This window comes from Arthrobacter sp. Hor0625 (assembly GCF_052567525.1).
This window is the reverse complement of the sequence record NZ_CP199586.1, coordinates 1,308,949-1,326,157: the sequence shown is the minus strand read 5'-3', so window position 1 is coordinate 1,326,157 and position 17,209 is coordinate 1,308,949. Positions and strand designations below refer to the sequence as shown.

Sequence of the window (17,209 nt, the reverse complement as noted above, 5' to 3'; positions counted from 1 at the left end):
GTGCTCAACCGCCCGCGCCGGCACGCCGCGGCAGCACGGACGCCCTCGGGTGAAGCAGGGCAACCCGCAGCCGGTCTGCGGCGCCGTCGAACGGACCGCCGTGCGGATCATCGATGCCGCCGCGCCGGACGACGTCGCGCGCCGGGTCGCAGATGTCCCACACGATCCTGGCCATCAGGTAGCCGGTGGCCAGCATGTGGGCGACGACGGCGAGCACGTAGTAGGGCATGTCGAGGTTGTGCTGGGTGGGGCCGCCGCTGGTCACTTGGCCAAGGTACATCCAGATGGCCGCCCAGTGCAGCCCCTCGATGGCCTGCCAGACCAGGAAGTCCCGCCAGCGGGGCCGGGCCAGGGCCAGCAGCGGGACCAGCCAGATGACGAACTGTGGGGAGTAGACCTTGTTGGTGAGGATGAAGGCGGCCACGATCAGGAATACCAGCTGGGCCAGGCGCGGCCGCCGGGGGACGGCCAGCGCGAGGATGGCAATCAGCACGCAGGCGAGCAGGAAGAGGTTGAGCGCCAGCCCGTTGATGGCGGCGGCTTCCAGCGGCTTCCAGCCGAGGCGGCCCGCCACAAGGTTGTAGGCGAACCATGGAGAGCTGTAACCGGCCGGGCGGGACTCGGTGAACTGGTAAAAGTACTTCCACGCCGCGGGATCGCCCAGGGCCGCCGGCAGGTTCACGGCCAGCCAGCTCACGACGGCGGCGCCGGCGGTCACGAGGAAGGCCCGGGGCTTGCCGGTCCGCAGGGCCAGCAGCAGCACCGCACCGAGGACCAGCAGGGGGTAGAGCTTGGTCGCTGTGCCCAGGCCGATGAAGATACCGGCGAGGAGCAATTTGTCCCGCGAGAAGAAGTACATGCCGAGCGCCAGCAGGGCGACGGCCCACATGTCCCAGTTGATGAACCCGGCGAGGATGATTCCCGGCGCCACGGCCACCATGGCAGCATCCCAGGCGCGGCGGCGGGCGGTGCGGGCGGTGGCGAGTACGGTCACGATCCAGACCGCCGCGATCAGGGTGGCGTTGACGTCAAAGTAGGCCAGCACCCGTGCGTTGTCTGTGCCGTGGCCCGGGATGAGCAGGGCCGTGACGCCCGCAATGAGGCCCATCAGGACGGGGTACTCGAAGAAACTGCCAGCGGTCACGAACGGAAAGGCGCCGTCGCCCAGGCCGCGGTTTCTGAACAGCTCCGGGAAGTCCGAATAGCAGGTCGCATAGAACTGGCCGGGGGATTCCCAACCCTTGCTGCGGCAGTAGCCCTTCATGAGGAGGCCCACCACGGCGGCGGCGACGGTGAGGAGCACGAGGACCCGTTCGACCGTGAAGAAGCCGGGGGAGACGATGCCGGGGGCCGCGCGCCGGCCCAGCGGGCCACCGACCAGTTCGGTGAAGTTGCGCAGCAGCAGGTCATCGCGGCTGGGGATTACCAGTCGGGTCCGCTTGCGGTGCTCCGGCGGCATTGTCTCCTGCATGCCTTGAGCTTACCGGGCGTCCGGGCCGCGGGGCTTGTGTGCCGGTGCCGGACGGGCAGGGTGTGGGGAGGGCGGTGGTCCTGGTTAAAAGGGGGAGCCCACGCGTCGCCGCGTGGGCTCCTGGCGGATTGGTTCCGATGGTGGCCATCAGTTCCTCCTTCGATGGGATGGTCCGCGCCGCCTCGGCGGCGGGTATGCCCCGGTCAGCGGAGCAGTCCCATCTGGTGCATGGCAAGGTAGACGTCCTCGCGCTGTTGCTCGAGGAGCCGGGCGTTGAAGCCGGTCTTGCTCCTGCGCACTGGCCGTGCGTGGAAGGTCAGGATCTCCTGCAGTTTTCGGATCATGGTGGTCACCTCCTTCCGAAGAGCCGGCCGGGTCCGTTCCCCTGGCTGAGGTACGGCGCCGCCCTGGGCGGCTGGACTGGTTGCGATCGACACGGTGGTCCTTTCGTCGGTTCGGGAAAATAAAAGTATTCGGGCATGGCAAATAAAGGCATCTTGAATCATGGAATAAGCCCTAATTTCGGCATGGGAATGCCCGGGGATTAATTGAATGAATTCGCCGGAGCGAAGAAAGGGCCGCCGGACGCGGCACGCCGCAAACCCATCAGGAAGCCAGGTTCCGAACTATGGGGATACTGCGTAACCGTTCCGGTTCCGCTGAGACGAACGTTCCGCGCCGGCCGCACTCCCGAGGGAGGTGGTCCGGCGGCTCCAGACCCGGCGGAGGCCGGGCTGACGGGAGCTAGCTGGCAGACCGTCCGGCTTCGGGGCGCGGGGCAGCGACGGAGGCCGGGGTGGCGGCGAAGAAGTTCATCCATCCGCTAGTCAAAGTAATCATTTATCCCAACCTCCTTTTCTGTTCTGCCGTGGCACCGGCTGACTGGCCGGGCGACGCGCGCCGTGACCCCGGCAAGTCGCCCTGGGGTCAAGAATAAAAGTACACCATGAATGCGGCAGTCAGCCACCAATTCGGGAAAATTCTTTAAAAGAATTTTCCGGCGCTGATTTTAAAGTCCCCAGCGGACCACGGCGGGGGTCTTTTTGTCCCATCCCAGCGTGCACACTTTCGCCGTTCCGAGGAGGAAATGCCGGCCTTCGTGGGCGTCCAGCCCCAGCCAGCGTGCGGTGAGGATGCGCGAGAAGTGGCCGTGCGCCACGATCAGTACGTTGTCCAGGCCCGATTCAAGCACCCGGGCGACGATCTTGTCTGCGCGGGCCGCCACGTCGTCCAGGGCCTCGCCGTTCGGCACGCCGTGGGTCCAGATCAGGTAGTCGGGGTTGTCCTTGCGGATCAGGTCGGAACTGATCCCCTCGTATTCGCCGTAATCCCATTCCACGGCCAGTGGTTCGAGCTGCGCGTCGGGGAATCCGGCCAGTTCCGCTGTCCGGCGTGCCCGGCGCAGCGGGGACGTGAGCACGAGGTCGAAGTCGACGGCGTCGAGCACCTTCCGGGCCTCCACGGCCTGCTGTTCGCCCTCCACGGTGAGCGGGAGGTCCGTGAGGCCGGTGTACTGGCCGCTCTTGGACCACTCCGTTTCACCGTGGCGCAGTATCCAGAGCTGGGGACGCGGGCCGTTCGATGATGCAATCACTTAGGACTCCTCGGTTGGGGGAACATCAACGGCGGCGGCCTCAGGCTGCTCCGCCCACCACGCGTGAAGTTTGGCTTCCGCCACGGCAGCTTCCAGGGGGCCGTGCTCCATCCGTTCCTCGAGCAGGAACTTGTACGCACGCCCGACGACGGGACCGGGCTTGAGCCCCAGGATCGCCATGATCTGCCCGCCGTCGAGGTCCGGCCGGACCGCGTCCAGCGATTCCTGTTCCTGGAGCGCGGCGATCCTCGCTTCGAGGTCGTCGTAGGCAAAGGAGAGCCGGTCGGCCTTGCGCTGGTTGCGGGTGGTCACATCCGACCGGGTCAGCCGGTGCAGGCGCTGCAACAGCGGTCCGGCGTCGGTGACGTAGCGGCGCACCGCCGAGTCACTCCAGCCGGCTTCGCCGTAGCCATAGAAACGCATGTGGAGTTCCACCAAACGCGCGACGGCCTTGATGGTGTCGTTGTCGAAGCGCAGCGCCTTCATTCGTTTGGCCGTGAGCTTGGCTCCCACCATGTCGTGGTGCCGGAAGCTCACCGCGCCACCGGGTTCGAAGCGGCGGGTGGCGGGCTTGCCGACATCGTGCATCAGGGCGGCAAACCGCAGCACAAAGTCGGGGCCGGGTACGGGGCCGTCCGGCCCCGACTCCAGCGCCGCAGCCTGTTCCAGGACCTGCAGCGAGTGCTGGTAGACGTCCTTGTGGCGGTGGTGTTCGTCGGACTCGAGGCGGAGGGCGGAGACTTCCGGCAGCACGTACTCGGCCAGGCCGGTTTCCACGAGCAGGTCAACGCCGGTGCGCGGCCGGTCCGCGCAGATGAGCTTGACCAGTTCGTCCCGCACGCGCTCGGCGGAGATGATCTTGATCCGTTCGGCCATCGCCGTCATGGCCTCGCGCACGTCGGCGCGCACGCTCACGCCCAGCTGCGCCGCGAAACGTGCGGCACGCATCATCCGCAGCGGGTCATCGGAAAAAGAAGCCTGGGGCGAGCCCGGCGTAGCCAGGGTGGAGGCGTGCAGGTCCCTGACCCCGCCGAAGGGGTCCACCAGTTCCAGCGCCGGCAGCCGCAGCGCCATGGCGTTGATGGTGAAGTCACGGCGCAGCAGGTCATCGGTCAGCGAGGATCCGAACGCCACCACGGGCTTGCGCGATTCCGGGTCGTAGGCCTCGGCACGGTAGGTGGTGATCTCGATCTGGAAGCCCGCCTTGCGCATCCCGATGGTTCCGAAGGCGCGGCCGATCTCCCAGAAGTTGTCCGCCCACCCCTTGATCAGGGCGACCGTCTGGTCCGGCGTCGCGTCGGTGGTGAAGTCAAGGTCAGGCGAGGCCCGGCCGAGGAAGAGGTCGCGTACGGGTCCGCCCACGAGGGAGAGTTCATGGCCGGCGTCGACAAAGCGCTGCCCGAGTTCGAGAACCACCGGATCCACCTGGAAATCGACGGTGTGGGTGTCAGTCTGGTGATGTGCGTGCGCCATAGTCTCTTAAGCTTGTCAGAAATCCCGGAGAGCACCACACCGGGCGCCGGCCCGATCCCGCGGAGCGCCGCGCCTGCGGAGCGCGACGGCGCCAGGCCGGTTTTCCGCCCGGCCACTTTCCTGTCATGTTTAGGTCATCAAGTCCGGGCAAGAGTCGTTAGAGTGGACACCATGGCCCATCCCGTACCGAGCGCTCCCGGCAGGAGGACGAACGCACCGTTGCCATCGGCAATCGGTGCCAACGTCGCGCCCGTGCAGCACCCGGGACAGGCCTCGTTGCCGACCGTCGAGGAAGTGTCCGCCGGCGGCGTCGTCGTGGACACCTCCGACGCCGAACTCCGGGTGGCCATCATCGCCCGGCTCAACCGCGGCGGACGGCTCGAATGGTGCCTTCCGAAGGGCCATCCGGAGGGCAAGGAAAGCAACGAAGAAGCCGCCGTACGCGAGATTGCGGAGGAGACGGGGATCGAAGGAACGATCCTCGCGCCGCTCGGGAGTATCGACTACTGGTTCACCGTCAGCGGGCACCGCGTCCACAAGACGGTCCACCACTACCTGCTGCGGGCTACGGGCGGGGAGCTGACCATTGAGAATGATCCCGACCAGGAGGCCGTGGACGTCGCCTGGGTCCCCATTCACGAACTGGCCCGCAAGCTGTCCTTCCCGAACGAACGCCGCATCGCGGACCTGGCCAGGGAAGTCCTGCCCGGACACCGCTGATCCTGCCCAGCCGCCGGCCCGGATGACGCACCAAGGCGCGCCCGGGTGAGACGATAAAGACGATGCCTGCCGCCCAGACCCCCTCCGATAAACCCGCTCCCGCCGGAAACGCCGCCGCCAAGGCGACCCAGCACGGGGAGGCGCGGTCCAGCGCCGTCATGGCCGCCGGGACGCTGGTCTCGCGTTTCCTCGGTTTCGGCAAGACCTGGATGCTGGGCGCCGCCCTTGGCCTCGGTTCCACGGTCACGGACACCTTTATCAATGCCAACAACCTGCCGAACCTGATCTTCCTGCTGGTCGCCGGTGGCGTGTTCAACGCCGTGCTGGTGCCGCAGATCATCAAGGCCAGCAAGGGCCCGGACCGCGGGGCCGACTACATCAGCCGCCTGCTGACGCTGGCGGTCGTCGTGCTGCTTTCGCTGACCCTGCTGGTGACGCTCCTCGCGCCCTGGGTGATCGAGCTGACCACCCAGGGCTATTCGCCGCAACAGAAGTCCCTTGCGGTCACCTTCGCTTTCTGGTGCCTCCCGCAGATCTTCTTCTATGGCCTCTATGCCCTGCTGACGCAGGTCCTGAACGCCAACGGCGCGTTCGGCCCGGCAATGTGGGCGCCGATCCTGAACAACATCGTCGCCATTGCCGGCCTGGGCATGTTCATCTGGATCCTGGGCGCCAACGCGGAGAACCCGCACACGCTCGACAGCTGGGGTCCGTTCCAGACCTTCCTGGTGGCAGGATTCTCGACGATCGGGGTGGTGGCGCAGACCGCCATCCTGCTGGTCCCCGTGTTCCGGCTCCGGCTGGGGCTGCGGCCCCGCTTCGGCTGGCGCGGCGTCGGCCTGGGCCAGGCTGCGAAACTCAGCGTCTGGACCCTGGCCACCGCCGCCGCCGGCCAGCTGGCCTTCCTCTACGTCATGCGGATCGCGACGATCCCCGGCGCCGAGCGGCTCCGGCTCGAACGCGCGGGCGACGAGGCCGCGGCCGCCGTCCTGCCCGGCAACGCCGTGCTGGAAGTAGCGAGCCAGCTGTACCTGCTGCCGCACTCCATCATTGCGCTGTCGCTGGCCACCGTGCTGTTCAACCGCATGACCCGGGCGTCACAGGACGGCAACCGGGCCGAGCTGCGGGGGGCCCTCTCCCACGGGCTGCGCACCATGGCCGTGGCCACCGTCTTCGGCGCCCTGGCGCTTTTTGCCCTGGCCGGGCCGCTTGGCATGTTCTTCTCCGGCGGGGACAAGCAGGACGGCGTCATGCTGGCGCAGACGCTGACCATCCTGGCGCTCAGCACGCCGTTCATGAGCGCCAACTTCATGATGTCCCGCGTGTTCTACGCCAACGAGGACGCCCGTACCCCGTTCTTCATCCAACTGGTGCTGGCACTGGTCAACGTCGTGGCGGCGTTCTTCATTCAGTTCCTGCCCTTCGACCAGATCATCTTCGCCATCGCGATCCTGTACACCGGCGGCAACATCCTGTCCGTCATGGTCAGCGCCTTCTTCCTGCGCCGGCTCCTCGGCCACCTCGACGGCCCCCGCGTGGCCAATTCCTACATCCGCATGGGCTACGCGGCGCTCGGCTCCGCCGTCGCCGGCGCGGGCGCCCTGTGGCTGATGGGCAGCTACCAGGCGGACGGTTTCGCCTGGAGCAGCCGGCTTGCCGCCCTCGTCACGATCATCGTGGTCGGGCCGGTCATGCTTGGCGTCTACTTCGTCCTGCTGAAGCTCCTGCGGGTTACCGAACTGCAGGACCTGCTGCAGCCGCTGCTGGGCCGGCTGGGAAGACGGGCTCCGGCTTCCGGCGCCGAGGCCGGACTCGAAGCCGGCGGCGAGGGGGCGGCCCGCGAGGTGCCGGCCGCGGCCCGTCCTGCGCCGGAGCGGGCCACGACGTCGGTTGATACCGGTCTGATTCCCCGGATCTCGGGCGAATTCGATGCTGCCTCCTTCCGGGCCGGACCCGACGTGGGCCGGGGGGACACCCCCGGCTGGGCCACCGGCGGCAATTACCTGCCCGAAGAAGAGTTGCCCGCCACCGCCCAGGGCGGAGCCGGCCGCGCCGAAATCCCGCTGCCGGGACGGCGGACCTACCAGGGCCAGCCTGGCCACAACCCGCACTTCCCGTTCGACCGCCGGCGGAAAAAGTAAGGTCCCTGCCGTCCCACGCGCCGGGCTCCCGCGGCGCGCAGCGCGCATCGGCTAGGATCGAAGACTAAGAAGGGGAGTTGCAGACCAGGGGTCAACCGGCTTTACCGGGGGCCTGCGGTGATGGCGAAGTCGCCAGGCCGGCAGTTCCCGGACAGCCTAGGAGGAACCCGTGTCCAACCCGATCGATGTCGGATCAGTACTTGGCGGCCGCTACAAAGTGACGGCCACGGTACTGACCTCGCATGACCAGGATCTGGTGCTGGACGGTGTGGATCAGGTGCTGAACCGGCCGGTCAGCATCCTCGTGGCCGGACCCGGCAACGCGGACCAGGTTGCCCAGAGCGCGCGTGAGGTGGCCACCGGAGAGCGGCCAGGCAATGTCCAGATCCTTGACCTGGGTGTCAGCGACGCCGCAACCTACCTGATCACCAACCACACGTCGGCCGCGGACCTGCTGGACCTGGTGGTCAGCTCCAACCCGCCCTACGTCGAACCGTTCTTCACCGACACCCTGGGCAGCGAGATTTTCGGCCAGCCGCGCTCCACTGAGCCCGAGACATACGACGGCCTTTACGACGACGAGGAAGTCGACGCCGGGTACATCTCCTATGGTGAGCAGCAGCGTCAGGCCGGGCACGCTCCAGCGGCGCCCGCGCAGCGGATGCCGGCGGCGCCGTCGGATGCTCCCTCAGCAAGCGGCCGGGGTGCCGCGGCCGCCGCAGGAGCCGGGGCCGCAGGCGTCGCAGCCGCCGCAGCTGCCCGAGAGCCGAAGACCGCACCTCAGGAAGCCACGCCGCAGCGTCCGGCTGCCCAGCCCACCGCCGCGCAGCCCGTCCAGGCCCCGGCGGAGGCCCCCACGACCGGGACCCCCAAGGTCTCCCGCTGGGAGGACGCCGATTACGCCGAGGCCGACCAACGGACCGCTGCGGGAGCGGGCGCCTTTGCTGGCGCCGGCGCGGACCGGGAGGCGCGGAGTTTCCCGGCGTTCGCGAAGAAGAGCGCGGCCGATGACGACTACGACTATGACGGCGGCGACGGCAGCGGTTCCGACGACGGACCGGAGCGTCGCGGCAAAGGTTCCATGAGGTGGCTGGTCGGCGCCCTGCTGGCCGCCGTCCTGGTGGTCGGCCTGGTGCTTGCGGTGACCAACCTGGGCGGTCTGTTCAAGGGCGGAAGCCCGCAGGCTGCCAAGCCGACGTCGTCGACCAGCACTCCGGCGCAGTCCGCTACCCCGTCGGAAAGCAAGAGCTCGGCACCCGCGGCAGCCCCGCCGGCCATCGAGTCGGTCACCCGCCAGGGCAACTTTGATTTCGCTGCCACCTACGACGGTGATCTGGTCAAGACCTTCGACGGGAACGCTGCGAGCTACTGGTCCGACATGGAGTTCGCCACCGACGGCTGGGGCGGCTTCGCCCCCGACGGCGTCCCGCTGGTCGTCAAGCTGAAGGCCCCTGCGCAGGTCTCGTCCGTGACCTTGAGCCAGCTCGGCGCCTCCGGGGGCAGCATCAGCGTTTTCACCAACGATCGGCCCAGCCTGGACGGCGCCAAGCAGGTGGGCAGCAACAGCTTCACCTCGCCGGACCTCACGATGCCGCTGCAGGAGCCTGTGACTGCCCAGTACGTGATCGTGTCCATCAAGAGCCTGCCCAAGCTGGCGGCTCCGAAGACGCGCTACGGTTACGGCCTGCGGCTCGCGGAGATCAAGGTCCAGTAAGGCGGTTTCCCGCCGCGGCAACATTGCCTGAGGGCCCCCCGGTGGCAGGTAACCTGAGGGAGGGGCCCCACCGTTCCGCTCCCGCGGCCGGAATATCCGGGGGGCTGCAACAGTTGTGCCATGTGGCCGGCCATCCTGGCAGGCGCATCGACAAAGGAAGAGGTTCACCGTTCAGTGAGCAACGCAGAAAACACCGCGTCCGAAGTGCGTGATGTCATCATCGTCGGCTCAGGCCCGGCAGGCTACACCGCTGCGGTGTACACGGCCCGCGCCAACCTCAAGCCGCTGCTCCTGGCCGGATCCGTGACCGCCGGTGGCGAACTGATGAACACCACCGACGTCGAGAACTACCCGGGGTTCCCCGAAGGCATCATGGGCCCGGACCTGATGGAGAACTTCGAAAAGCAGGCAGCCCGCTTCGGCACCGAAATCCAGTTCGAGGATGTCACCGAACTCGACCTCGACGGCGACGTCAAGACCGTGACCATTGCGACGGGGGAGAAGTTCCAGGCCCGGTCGATCATTCTGTCCACCGGTTCCGCCTACCGTGAGCTCGGCCTGCCCAACGAAAAGCGTTTGTCCGGCCACGGTGTCAGCTGGTGTGCAACCTGCGACGGTTTCTTCTTCAAGGATCAGGACATCGCCGTGATCGGCGGCGGCGACTCGGCCATGGAAGAGGCGCTGTTCCTGACCAAGTTCGCGAAGTCCGTGACCGTCGTCCACCGCCGTGACAGCCTCCGCGCCTCCAAGATCATGGCAGACCGGGCGCTGGCGCACGAGAAGATCAATTTCATCTGGAACAGTGCGGTCGAAGACGTTCTCGGCGGCGACAAAGTCACCGGACTCCGGCTGAAGAACCTGGTGGACGGCACGGAAACCGAACTGGCTGTGACCGGCGTGTTCGTGGCTATCGGCAACGATCCCCGCACCGATCTGGTCAAGGGCAAGCTGGAGCTGTCACCGGAAGGCACCATTGCTGTCCAGGGCCGCAGTTCCAAGACCAGCGTCCCCGGTGTGTTCGCTGCCGGCGACGTGATCGACCCCACGTACCGCCAGGCGATCACCGCCTCGGGCTCCGGCTGTGTAGCCGCCCTCGACGTCGAACACTACCTAGCAGACCTCCACGCCTAAACTGCGCGCGGCAAGCAACCCAAGGGAGAGACAAGGTTATGAGCAACGCAAAAGACGTAACTGACGCCAGCTTCAGCACCGACGTGCTGGGCGCGGACAAGCCCGTTATCGTGGACTTCTGGGCGGAGTGGTGCGGCCCGTGCCGCAAGCTCGGCCCGATCCTCGACGAGATCTCCGTGGAATACGGGGAGAAGGTCGACGTGGTCAAGGTGAACGTCGACGACAACCCCGGCATTGCCGCGGAGTACGGGATCACCTCCATCCCCGCTGTGTACCTGTTCCAGGGCGGCGAGGTGAAGAGCACCGTTATCGGCGCCCGCCCGAAGCAGTACTTCGAGAAGGAATTCGCGGACGTTCTGTCCTAGATGTTCTGCTTGGCGCCTTAGCGGCGCAGCACAACCCAAAACGGCCTCCCGCTACGCGTGGGAGGCCGTTTTTTCTCTGTAGTGAGACCCGCCAATCGAGCAGCTCGAGCGCCGCGCGCCAAAGCCACCGTATTCAGTTGTTATCCCGTCCGGAATTCGTTGGAATGGACCCTATCGCCGTACGGCCGTATTGGGTAGCTACTGTAGCCTGCTGCCCTGGGTTCGTCGCGGCATAAAGGTCGTTTCGAGTTCCGATGCCAGCGATGTTGCCTCCCGCTGGATTTGATCTAGGTCGATGCAGAACTGGGGGCGGGGGGCTCGCCGTGGATGTACTTTCGGTTGCAGTTAGCGCCGCATGCCTCAGACATCACGCATCGCACGGTTCGGCGTCGCGTCCCCGACTACTGTGCGCCACGTACTTTGCTCTCTTCGGCAGCACGTTTCACGTGAAAACACGCGGGTTTGTCCAGCGGGCTTCGTGGCAGCCCCCAATTCCGGGATCGGGGGCACCAAGCAGCGTGCCTAGGTCCCGCCGAGCCGGCGAAAATATGAAGCACGTGGAACTATGCCAAACTTGCGCATGAAATGCGCAGTATGGCCGCTACGACCGAGGTTAGATTGGCAAGAAGAGAGCCAACAGCAGTTTCGTTCCTCCTGTTAAGCACCCGTGTGTTGCTCGTCGCCGTCAGCGAGATGTTTCACGTGAAACGGCACCGGCTTCGCCAAGCGTTTCACGTGAAACATGGTGTTCTAGGAAAAGGGAGGGGTGGTGGGCTCTTCGCACGCTGGCCAGCGTGAGGAGCGTGCGCTCCTGGGTGCACGCCTCTTTCGCGCTCATCATTGGGGAACATGCGACGGGCAGATGCGGACTTCACAACCGCGGATCTGCGGAGTGACGGCAACGGTGAAGAGGGAGCTGCGGTGGAAATGCGCGGCCCCACACGCATGCGTTGCGGGGAGATGTGGAGGCCAAATGCCCACGCCCAGGGCCGAAAACGCCTCGGGGCTCGTTTCACGTGAAACATCGTGAACTGGATGGCCTCGTAGCCAGTTGCGTCCGCTGTCGCGTTGTTTCCGGACGTGGTTGGACCAGGCCGCCACACCGCGGTGACCTAGCGTCTACCCCGCAGGACTCGAATGCGGTTTCTCATCGGCGACATTAATCGACCCCATTTAGTTGTATACAGCACGCACTGTAGGTCTGGCCGGCCTACACCCCATTTCACGCGCCTTTCAAAATTGTGGTTGGCATACCTGCCGGCAAGGTGACGACGAGGCGGGCCCCCTCCACGGGTGGGCGCCCAGGCGGAATCACGCAGAAGGACAACAGGCCGCCGATGCCGACACCTGGGGTCTAATCGCCGGGTTTCACGTGAAACATTGAAGCCAACAGCGCCGTGCCGCATCCGGGGAGGACCTAGGAACCACGAGCCCCGACAATGCAAGAACTATGCGACTCAGGTCCGAACAGTCAATCGGGCTGCGTCCGGCGATTTCACGCCTACTTCTCGTCATTCCATTCGGTCTCTCCACTAGGACTTTCAACGCTTTCAGGATCATTCTGCCCACAGCTGCGCCCGACCAGCGTTGTTGTCCGAACTGGTCACGCCAACAGCCCCGGCCTGGGACTGCTAATGGCTACTACATGCCTAGGGGGAGTGCTCCATAAGGACCGAACATCCGGGGCAGCATTCACCCTCCGCGTCGCAACTGACGCAGTGCGGGCAAGCGGTCCGCGTGCGTGCCGGCTCCGTGCGACCTAAACCGATGGGACTGCAAGACTAGTCAATGGAGTCCACTGACACCCACGCAACACAGTCCAACCCGGACTTATGGGCCGCCGGAATGCATGTGCCACCCAGCAGTCGTAGCCCTGAGGGGCGCTGATGCCAGCTGGATCAAGGCCGTCGCACGACGACCCACCGGCACAATGAACATGAAAGGGCCAGACGTCACTAGCCAACAGCGGTACTACCAAGACCTCCCGGGGAGGTAGCTCCCCCCTTCCATTGCCTCCCACAGCAGGAGCCGTACGATCCACGACCCCCACTCCAGCCCGCATCAGCCGGCCGGCGGGCCGCCCACGACGGCCCCATAAGCGGAGCCCGCACGGCGATTCTCCATAGGCCTTAGCTGCGGCACCCTGCTCGGGGCGTCGCGGCGGAAGACCCTCGAGGGATCAAGCGGCTTGCCAAAGACACGTGGGGCGGCATGTGCACGGCTCGAATCCATAGGCGCTTGCTGCGTCGCGGGGTGGCCACCGAACGGCTGGGCAGTACGGGGGAGACCTTGATTCCCAGGTGCGGCCCCCCTAAGTCCAACCAGAATCTTCTCCAGGCCCCTCCGGTACTGGGACAACTGAGCCCGCTACGCACTCGGAGTCGGAGATCCCCGGGAAGTGGCTGCGGACGTACCATGTGTGTTTTTCAGCGGCCCGAGCCGACCATCGGTTTGCCTTCCGCCACGCTTTCCTCAAGTGGGCCGGACTCCCGAAACGAGAACAGACATCCACAGCACCACCTGCGAAACTTGTCGACGAAGAGCCGGCCCCCGTGATGCGATCCCGGGCCGGCCAGTCACTATCCCTTCCGGGAGAATCGCCAGCCCACCTCACCTGCCTGCCACACCGTTGTACTGAGATCTGCCAGGCAATGCCCGGAGCAGCCCAACTATGGTTTGTCATGGAAGTAGGAATGGCCTCCCGGAGTTCAGCGGTCCTTCGTCTAGGGTCAACCTCCCACTAGTCAACACAAGATCCTGGGCACCTTCGCGGTGATGAAAATGGGTGGATACTCCACAAAGGTTATTCACACAGTTATCCACAGGAGCCTGAGAGATTACACACAGGCGTATCCACAGACTACAAGGCGAGCGTCTGGACCACCGAAGGGAGCTGGTGCGCCATACCACTTCAATCTGCAGACGGGGCGCGCCGGACCTACACCGTTGGGACACCACTAGGATTGGCCGCTGACTAAGAATTAACCCGCTTCAGTAACCTTGTTAGGCGGTATTTCGGCTTTTCGTGTCATATCTGGTCCGCTGCCCAGGGAACCGCGCGATGTTTCACGTGAAACGGGTACAGCAACTGCGGTGCCCGGCAATCGCACGACCAGCAAACGTCCCATGCCTACTTCATACTTCTCCGCCAAGCCCCCTAACGGTGGATAGAAACCGACGGCTAATCCACAAAGTTATCCACAGGGATATCCACCGCTACTCGAGAGCGGTAGCGTTCGTTATCGATCGGTCGATCGGCCCGACAGCTCATCAACAGTGACTCGGCAACCGCATCCTCAGCCCCAGTGTTCCACGCAGGAATCGTCGCCGGGTTCATGCCTCGGGGGGTCTGGGATCCAATAGGGGGAGCGCTGTGGTGCAAGAACTGTTGTCGGGCTCCGGTGCCGCGCAGCTACGCCGCAGTCCCATGGCGCTCATCATCTGCGTATCAGGGAGGCCTTGGGACTGGCCATCCATGGTTCCGCATAGCTCTACGCCGCCATGTTGCCTGGTACTAACTGCGCGCAGGCAAGCTCGGAGAGGGAATCGACCGGGGCCATACGCGGCCGGACGTAGAGGCTCCGAGGCGCGCCGCACAATGGAGCACGCACAGAATCGCTACGGGGGAGGGGCATCTCCATCCGGAGCATCCGAGGAATTCCACAGAACTACGGTTCGCCCAACAGCGCAGAGACTGAGGACGCTACACAGTCGAACCTGCGCAGAGACCGTCCCTAAGGCCGTCTCGACTTCGGACCGCTCGTGAGGCATCGACCTGGAGGTGCACGCGGTCGCCGTCTGAGTTCAAGCGCAGCCATGACGCGTTTCACGTGAAACACGGCGAACCGAACAGCAGCCGTTGGAGGCACTCACCCCTGGTGTCTAAGCAGCACGCCCACTTCCAACGCGGAATGCCATCCACCGATCCAGAACCATCGCGCCGTACCGGTGAATACGACACGGCGCTATGTTAGGTGCATCGGAGGACAGCCTCAAGGCTGCCCGCTGCTTCCCACACGCGTAGGCCGCCGAACGATGACCCGGACAACCGTACAGCCCCGCACCCGCTTCGCGGTCTCACCGGTTGGCGAACGACGGCCGCACCACACCACCGAAAAAGTCCCAACGGCCGGAACCGGGCGCCAGGATATCCATGCGGTGGTAGATCTATGCCATACTCACCGACAAGCCCAGCCCTCGGGGACGCAGGCACGTCGTTCCGTCGCCATCCCATCCGCCGGTAGGATGTGGATTCTTCAGTCCGCGGAGGGGAGGGCGGGCGTTAGAGGCTCGGCAGATTCCCAGCTGCCTAGGCCTTCCAACGGGACACCGCTTCTGCTATCTCTCCGCATGCAGGGCGGCTGTCGGATGCTTCGCCGCCGGCGTGCTGTTTCGCATGAAACGGAAATGATCCTCTGCAAACGGAGGTGTGGCATGTTCCCAGGCCTAGACGTTCCTCGGTTCCCGCGGATCTCCCGTCCTTGGGGTCGGAACCCCTTCAGATCAGCGCCGCACACCTCACCGAACCTTGGGCGCTGCAGCTTCTGAGGTAGTTCGTCTGAGAACCGGTAGGGCTACACAGCCGCGGGAACCATGGAAGGGCGCCTGTGTCCGGTGCGCCGATGCGTAGCTACCGCCCCGATGTGCGCGGGTGTCAACCGTAATGGCGTCCTCGGCACAACCTGCTCGCAACAATCTTGGCACCACACTAGTGGGCGATGAAGCAGCTGCGGCATCAAGTGTCGCGTCGGCCACTAGCTTCCGGCTGACAACGCCAGCCGGACTCACGGGGCAGAGTTGAGGGCTGGACTTTGCAGGAGTGCGGGGCGGTGGCGTCCCTCGGCCGCCGGGAAACCGCAGGGTCGAGAGTGGGGCAGGCCGCAGCGGTCCTAGGCAGTCACATCCGCCCCTAGATCCGTCGGAGGCATGTCTGGGCACCTGCCGGGGCGCCGGGCGGACGTCCCAGGCGCCGACGGCCGCTTGGGGCGCTGAGGGCCGTCCCGGGCGCTGGGCGGCCGTCTGGGGCCCTAGGAACCTCGGGGGCTTGCGGCTATGCGGGTGGCACGCCGCGCCACCCTCAAACGTCCAGGTGCGCCCTTTCGCCGCCTGGAAAATGGTGCCGCGCGGTGGAACTACGCCAAAAAATCAGCAACTAGGCCCCTTGGTGCCATCTCAACACCCACAGGGAGACCACCAAAAACAGGGCCCGTTTCACGTGAAACCTAACGTGAAACGGGCCCTGCGGACACTAACGGGACTGCACCGCGGGAATGCCTAGTTCGGGCTCCCGGGGCTGAGCACCTCCATGATGCGGTTCAGGTCCTCAACGCTGGCAAATTCAATGCTGACGCGTCCCTTTCGGGCCCCGAGCGAAATCTTTACGTTCGTATCCAGGCGGTCCGACAGGGAGGAGGCCAGGTAGTCCAGCCGTTCGTGCCGCGCCCCTGGCCGCGGGATGTTGTTTTTAGTCGGCGTGGACGGCTCCTGGTAGAGCGTCACGGCTTCCTCGGTGGCACGGACAGACATACCTTCGGCTACGATCTTCTGCGCCAGGCGCTCCATTGCAGCGGCGTCAGGAAGGGCCAGCAGGGCACGGGCATGGCCGGCGGAGATCACGCCGGCCCCAACACGGCGCTGAACCAGCGGCGGCAGCTTGAGTAGGCGGAGCGTGTTTGAGACCTGCGGGCGGGAACGGCCGATCCGGTCGGCAAGCTGCTCGTGGGTCGTCCCAAAGTCCTCCAGCAGCTGCTGGTAGGCGGCGGCCTCTTCAAGCGGGTTCAGCTGGCTGCGGTGGAGGTTCTCCAGCAGCGCATCGCGGAGCAGGTCATCATCGGTGGTGTCGCGGACGATGGCGGGGATCGTCTGGAGCCCGGCAGCCTGTACGGCACGCCAGCGACGCTCACCCATAACGAGTTCGTAAGGTTCTCCACCGTCTTCGGTTGAAGTACGGACCACGATTGGCTGGAGGACGCCGATTTCCCGAACCGAGTGGACCAGCTCCGCCATGTCGTCCTCATCGAAGACGGAGCGGGGTTGTTTGCGGTTGGGGTGGATGTCGGTGACCGGGATTTCGGCAAAACGGACGCCGGGCACTTCTACGAGCTCCACCTCGTCGCGGGCGTAGGCCGGTTCCTGTTCCGGTGCTTCCGCAGGCGTGCTGGCGGACTCCGGCGCCTTGCTGGCTTCCGCCTCGGCGGCATCCTTGCGCGGGCTCTTCTTTGCCGGAGAAGCGGCAGGGGCGGCTCCGGCAGAGCCGGTCGATTCCTTGGCGCTGGATACACGGGACTTCCGCGCGGGCTTCGCCTCCTGGGCCTCATCCGCTGTGGCCGGTGCAGACTCCGGTGCCGACTCGACTGCTGCGGGCTTAGCAGCCGGCGCCGCGGCAGGGGACGTCGTCGTCTCCTCCGGCGTGGTGGCGGCCTCGTCGCTTGAGGTGTCCGAAGCGCGTTTCCTGGCCTCGGGGAAGAACAGATCCACGGGACGGGACGGAGCAGTGCCGTTCCCGGAGGCGTTGGCCGAGGCGGAACTTGGAATCAGCGCACCAAGTCCACGGCCAAGGCCGCGTCGCTTATCGCTCATGGATAAATCCCTCCAGTGGAA

At 65.6% G+C, this 17,209-nt stretch carries 10 protein-coding genes; 5 read left to right on the top strand and 5 right to left on the bottom strand.

All coding sequences use genetic code 11. The features are described from left to right. Positions 1-4: 4 nt before the first annotated feature. The 4 genes from ACTWLI_RS06015 to ACTWLI_RS06000 all read right to left on the bottom strand — a co-directional run bounded on the left by ACTWLI_RS06015 (position 5) and on the right by ACTWLI_RS06000 (position 4,538). Positions 5-1,471, bottom strand: coding sequence for a glycosyltransferase family 87 protein (locus ACTWLI_RS06015; RefSeq protein ID WP_445155743.1), 1,467 nt, complete (start codon positions 1,469-1,471; stop codon positions 5-7). A 203-nt stretch (positions 1,472-1,674) separates the two neighbouring features. Then, positions 1,675-1,824 (bottom strand): hypothetical protein, encoded by a 150-nt coding sequence (locus ACTWLI_RS06010; protein ID WP_445155742.1) that lies wholly within the window; start codon positions 1,822-1,824, stop codon positions 1,675-1,677. A 656-nt stretch (positions 1,825-2,480) separates the two neighbouring features. Continuing rightward, complete coding sequence (locus ACTWLI_RS06005) at positions 2,481-3,065, bottom strand: histidine phosphatase family protein (protein ID WP_445155741.1); 585 nt, start codon at positions 3,063-3,065, stop codon at positions 2,481-2,483. Continuing rightward, positions 3,066-4,538: a CCA tRNA nucleotidyltransferase gene (locus ACTWLI_RS06000; protein ID WP_445155740.1), complete on the bottom strand. Its 1,473-nt coding sequence runs from the start codon at positions 4,536-4,538 to the stop codon at positions 3,066-3,068. Between the two features lie 171 nt (positions 4,539-4,709). On the opposite strand from ACTWLI_RS06000, the gene ACTWLI_RS05995 reads away from it, so the two are divergent. The 5 genes from ACTWLI_RS05995 to trxA all read left to right on the top strand — a co-directional run bounded on the left by ACTWLI_RS05995 (position 4,710) and on the right by trxA (position 10,609). After that, on the top strand, positions 4,710-5,258 hold the full coding sequence (locus ACTWLI_RS05995) for an NUDIX hydrolase (RefSeq protein WP_445155739.1): 549 nt from the start codon (positions 4,710-4,712) through the stop codon (positions 5,256-5,258). A gap of 62 nt (positions 5,259-5,320) precedes the next feature. Continuing rightward, complete coding sequence (gene murJ, locus ACTWLI_RS05990) at positions 5,321-7,399, top strand: murein biosynthesis integral membrane protein MurJ (protein WP_445155738.1); 2,079 nt, start codon at positions 5,321-5,323, stop codon at positions 7,397-7,399. Between the two features lie 169 nt (positions 7,400-7,568). Further along, positions 7,569-9,113: an ABC transporter substrate-binding protein gene (locus ACTWLI_RS05985; RefSeq protein ID WP_445155737.1), complete on the top strand. Its 1,545-nt coding sequence runs from the start codon at positions 7,569-7,571 to the stop codon at positions 9,111-9,113. Between the two features lie 174 nt (positions 9,114-9,287). After that, a complete protein-coding gene (gene trxB, locus ACTWLI_RS05980; protein ID WP_445155736.1) occupies positions 9,288-10,244 on the top strand; it encodes a thioredoxin-disulfide reductase in 957 nt (318 codons plus the stop codon). 38 nt (positions 10,245-10,282) lie between these two features. Beyond that, positions 10,283-10,609 carry a thioredoxin gene (trxA, locus tag ACTWLI_RS05975; protein WP_056736779.1) on the top strand — a complete coding sequence of 109 codons (327 nt, stop codon included), beginning with the start codon at positions 10,283-10,285 and terminating at the stop codon, positions 10,607-10,609. A 5,274-nt stretch (positions 10,610-15,883) separates the two neighbouring features. On the opposite strand, the gene ACTWLI_RS05970 is transcribed toward trxA, so the two are convergent. Beyond that, positions 15,884-17,188 carry a ParB/RepB/Spo0J family partition protein gene (locus ACTWLI_RS05970; RefSeq protein ID WP_445155735.1) on the bottom strand — a complete coding sequence of 435 codons (1,305 nt, stop codon included), beginning with the start codon at positions 17,186-17,188 and terminating at the stop codon, positions 15,884-15,886. Positions 17,189-17,209: the final 21 nt, after the last annotated feature.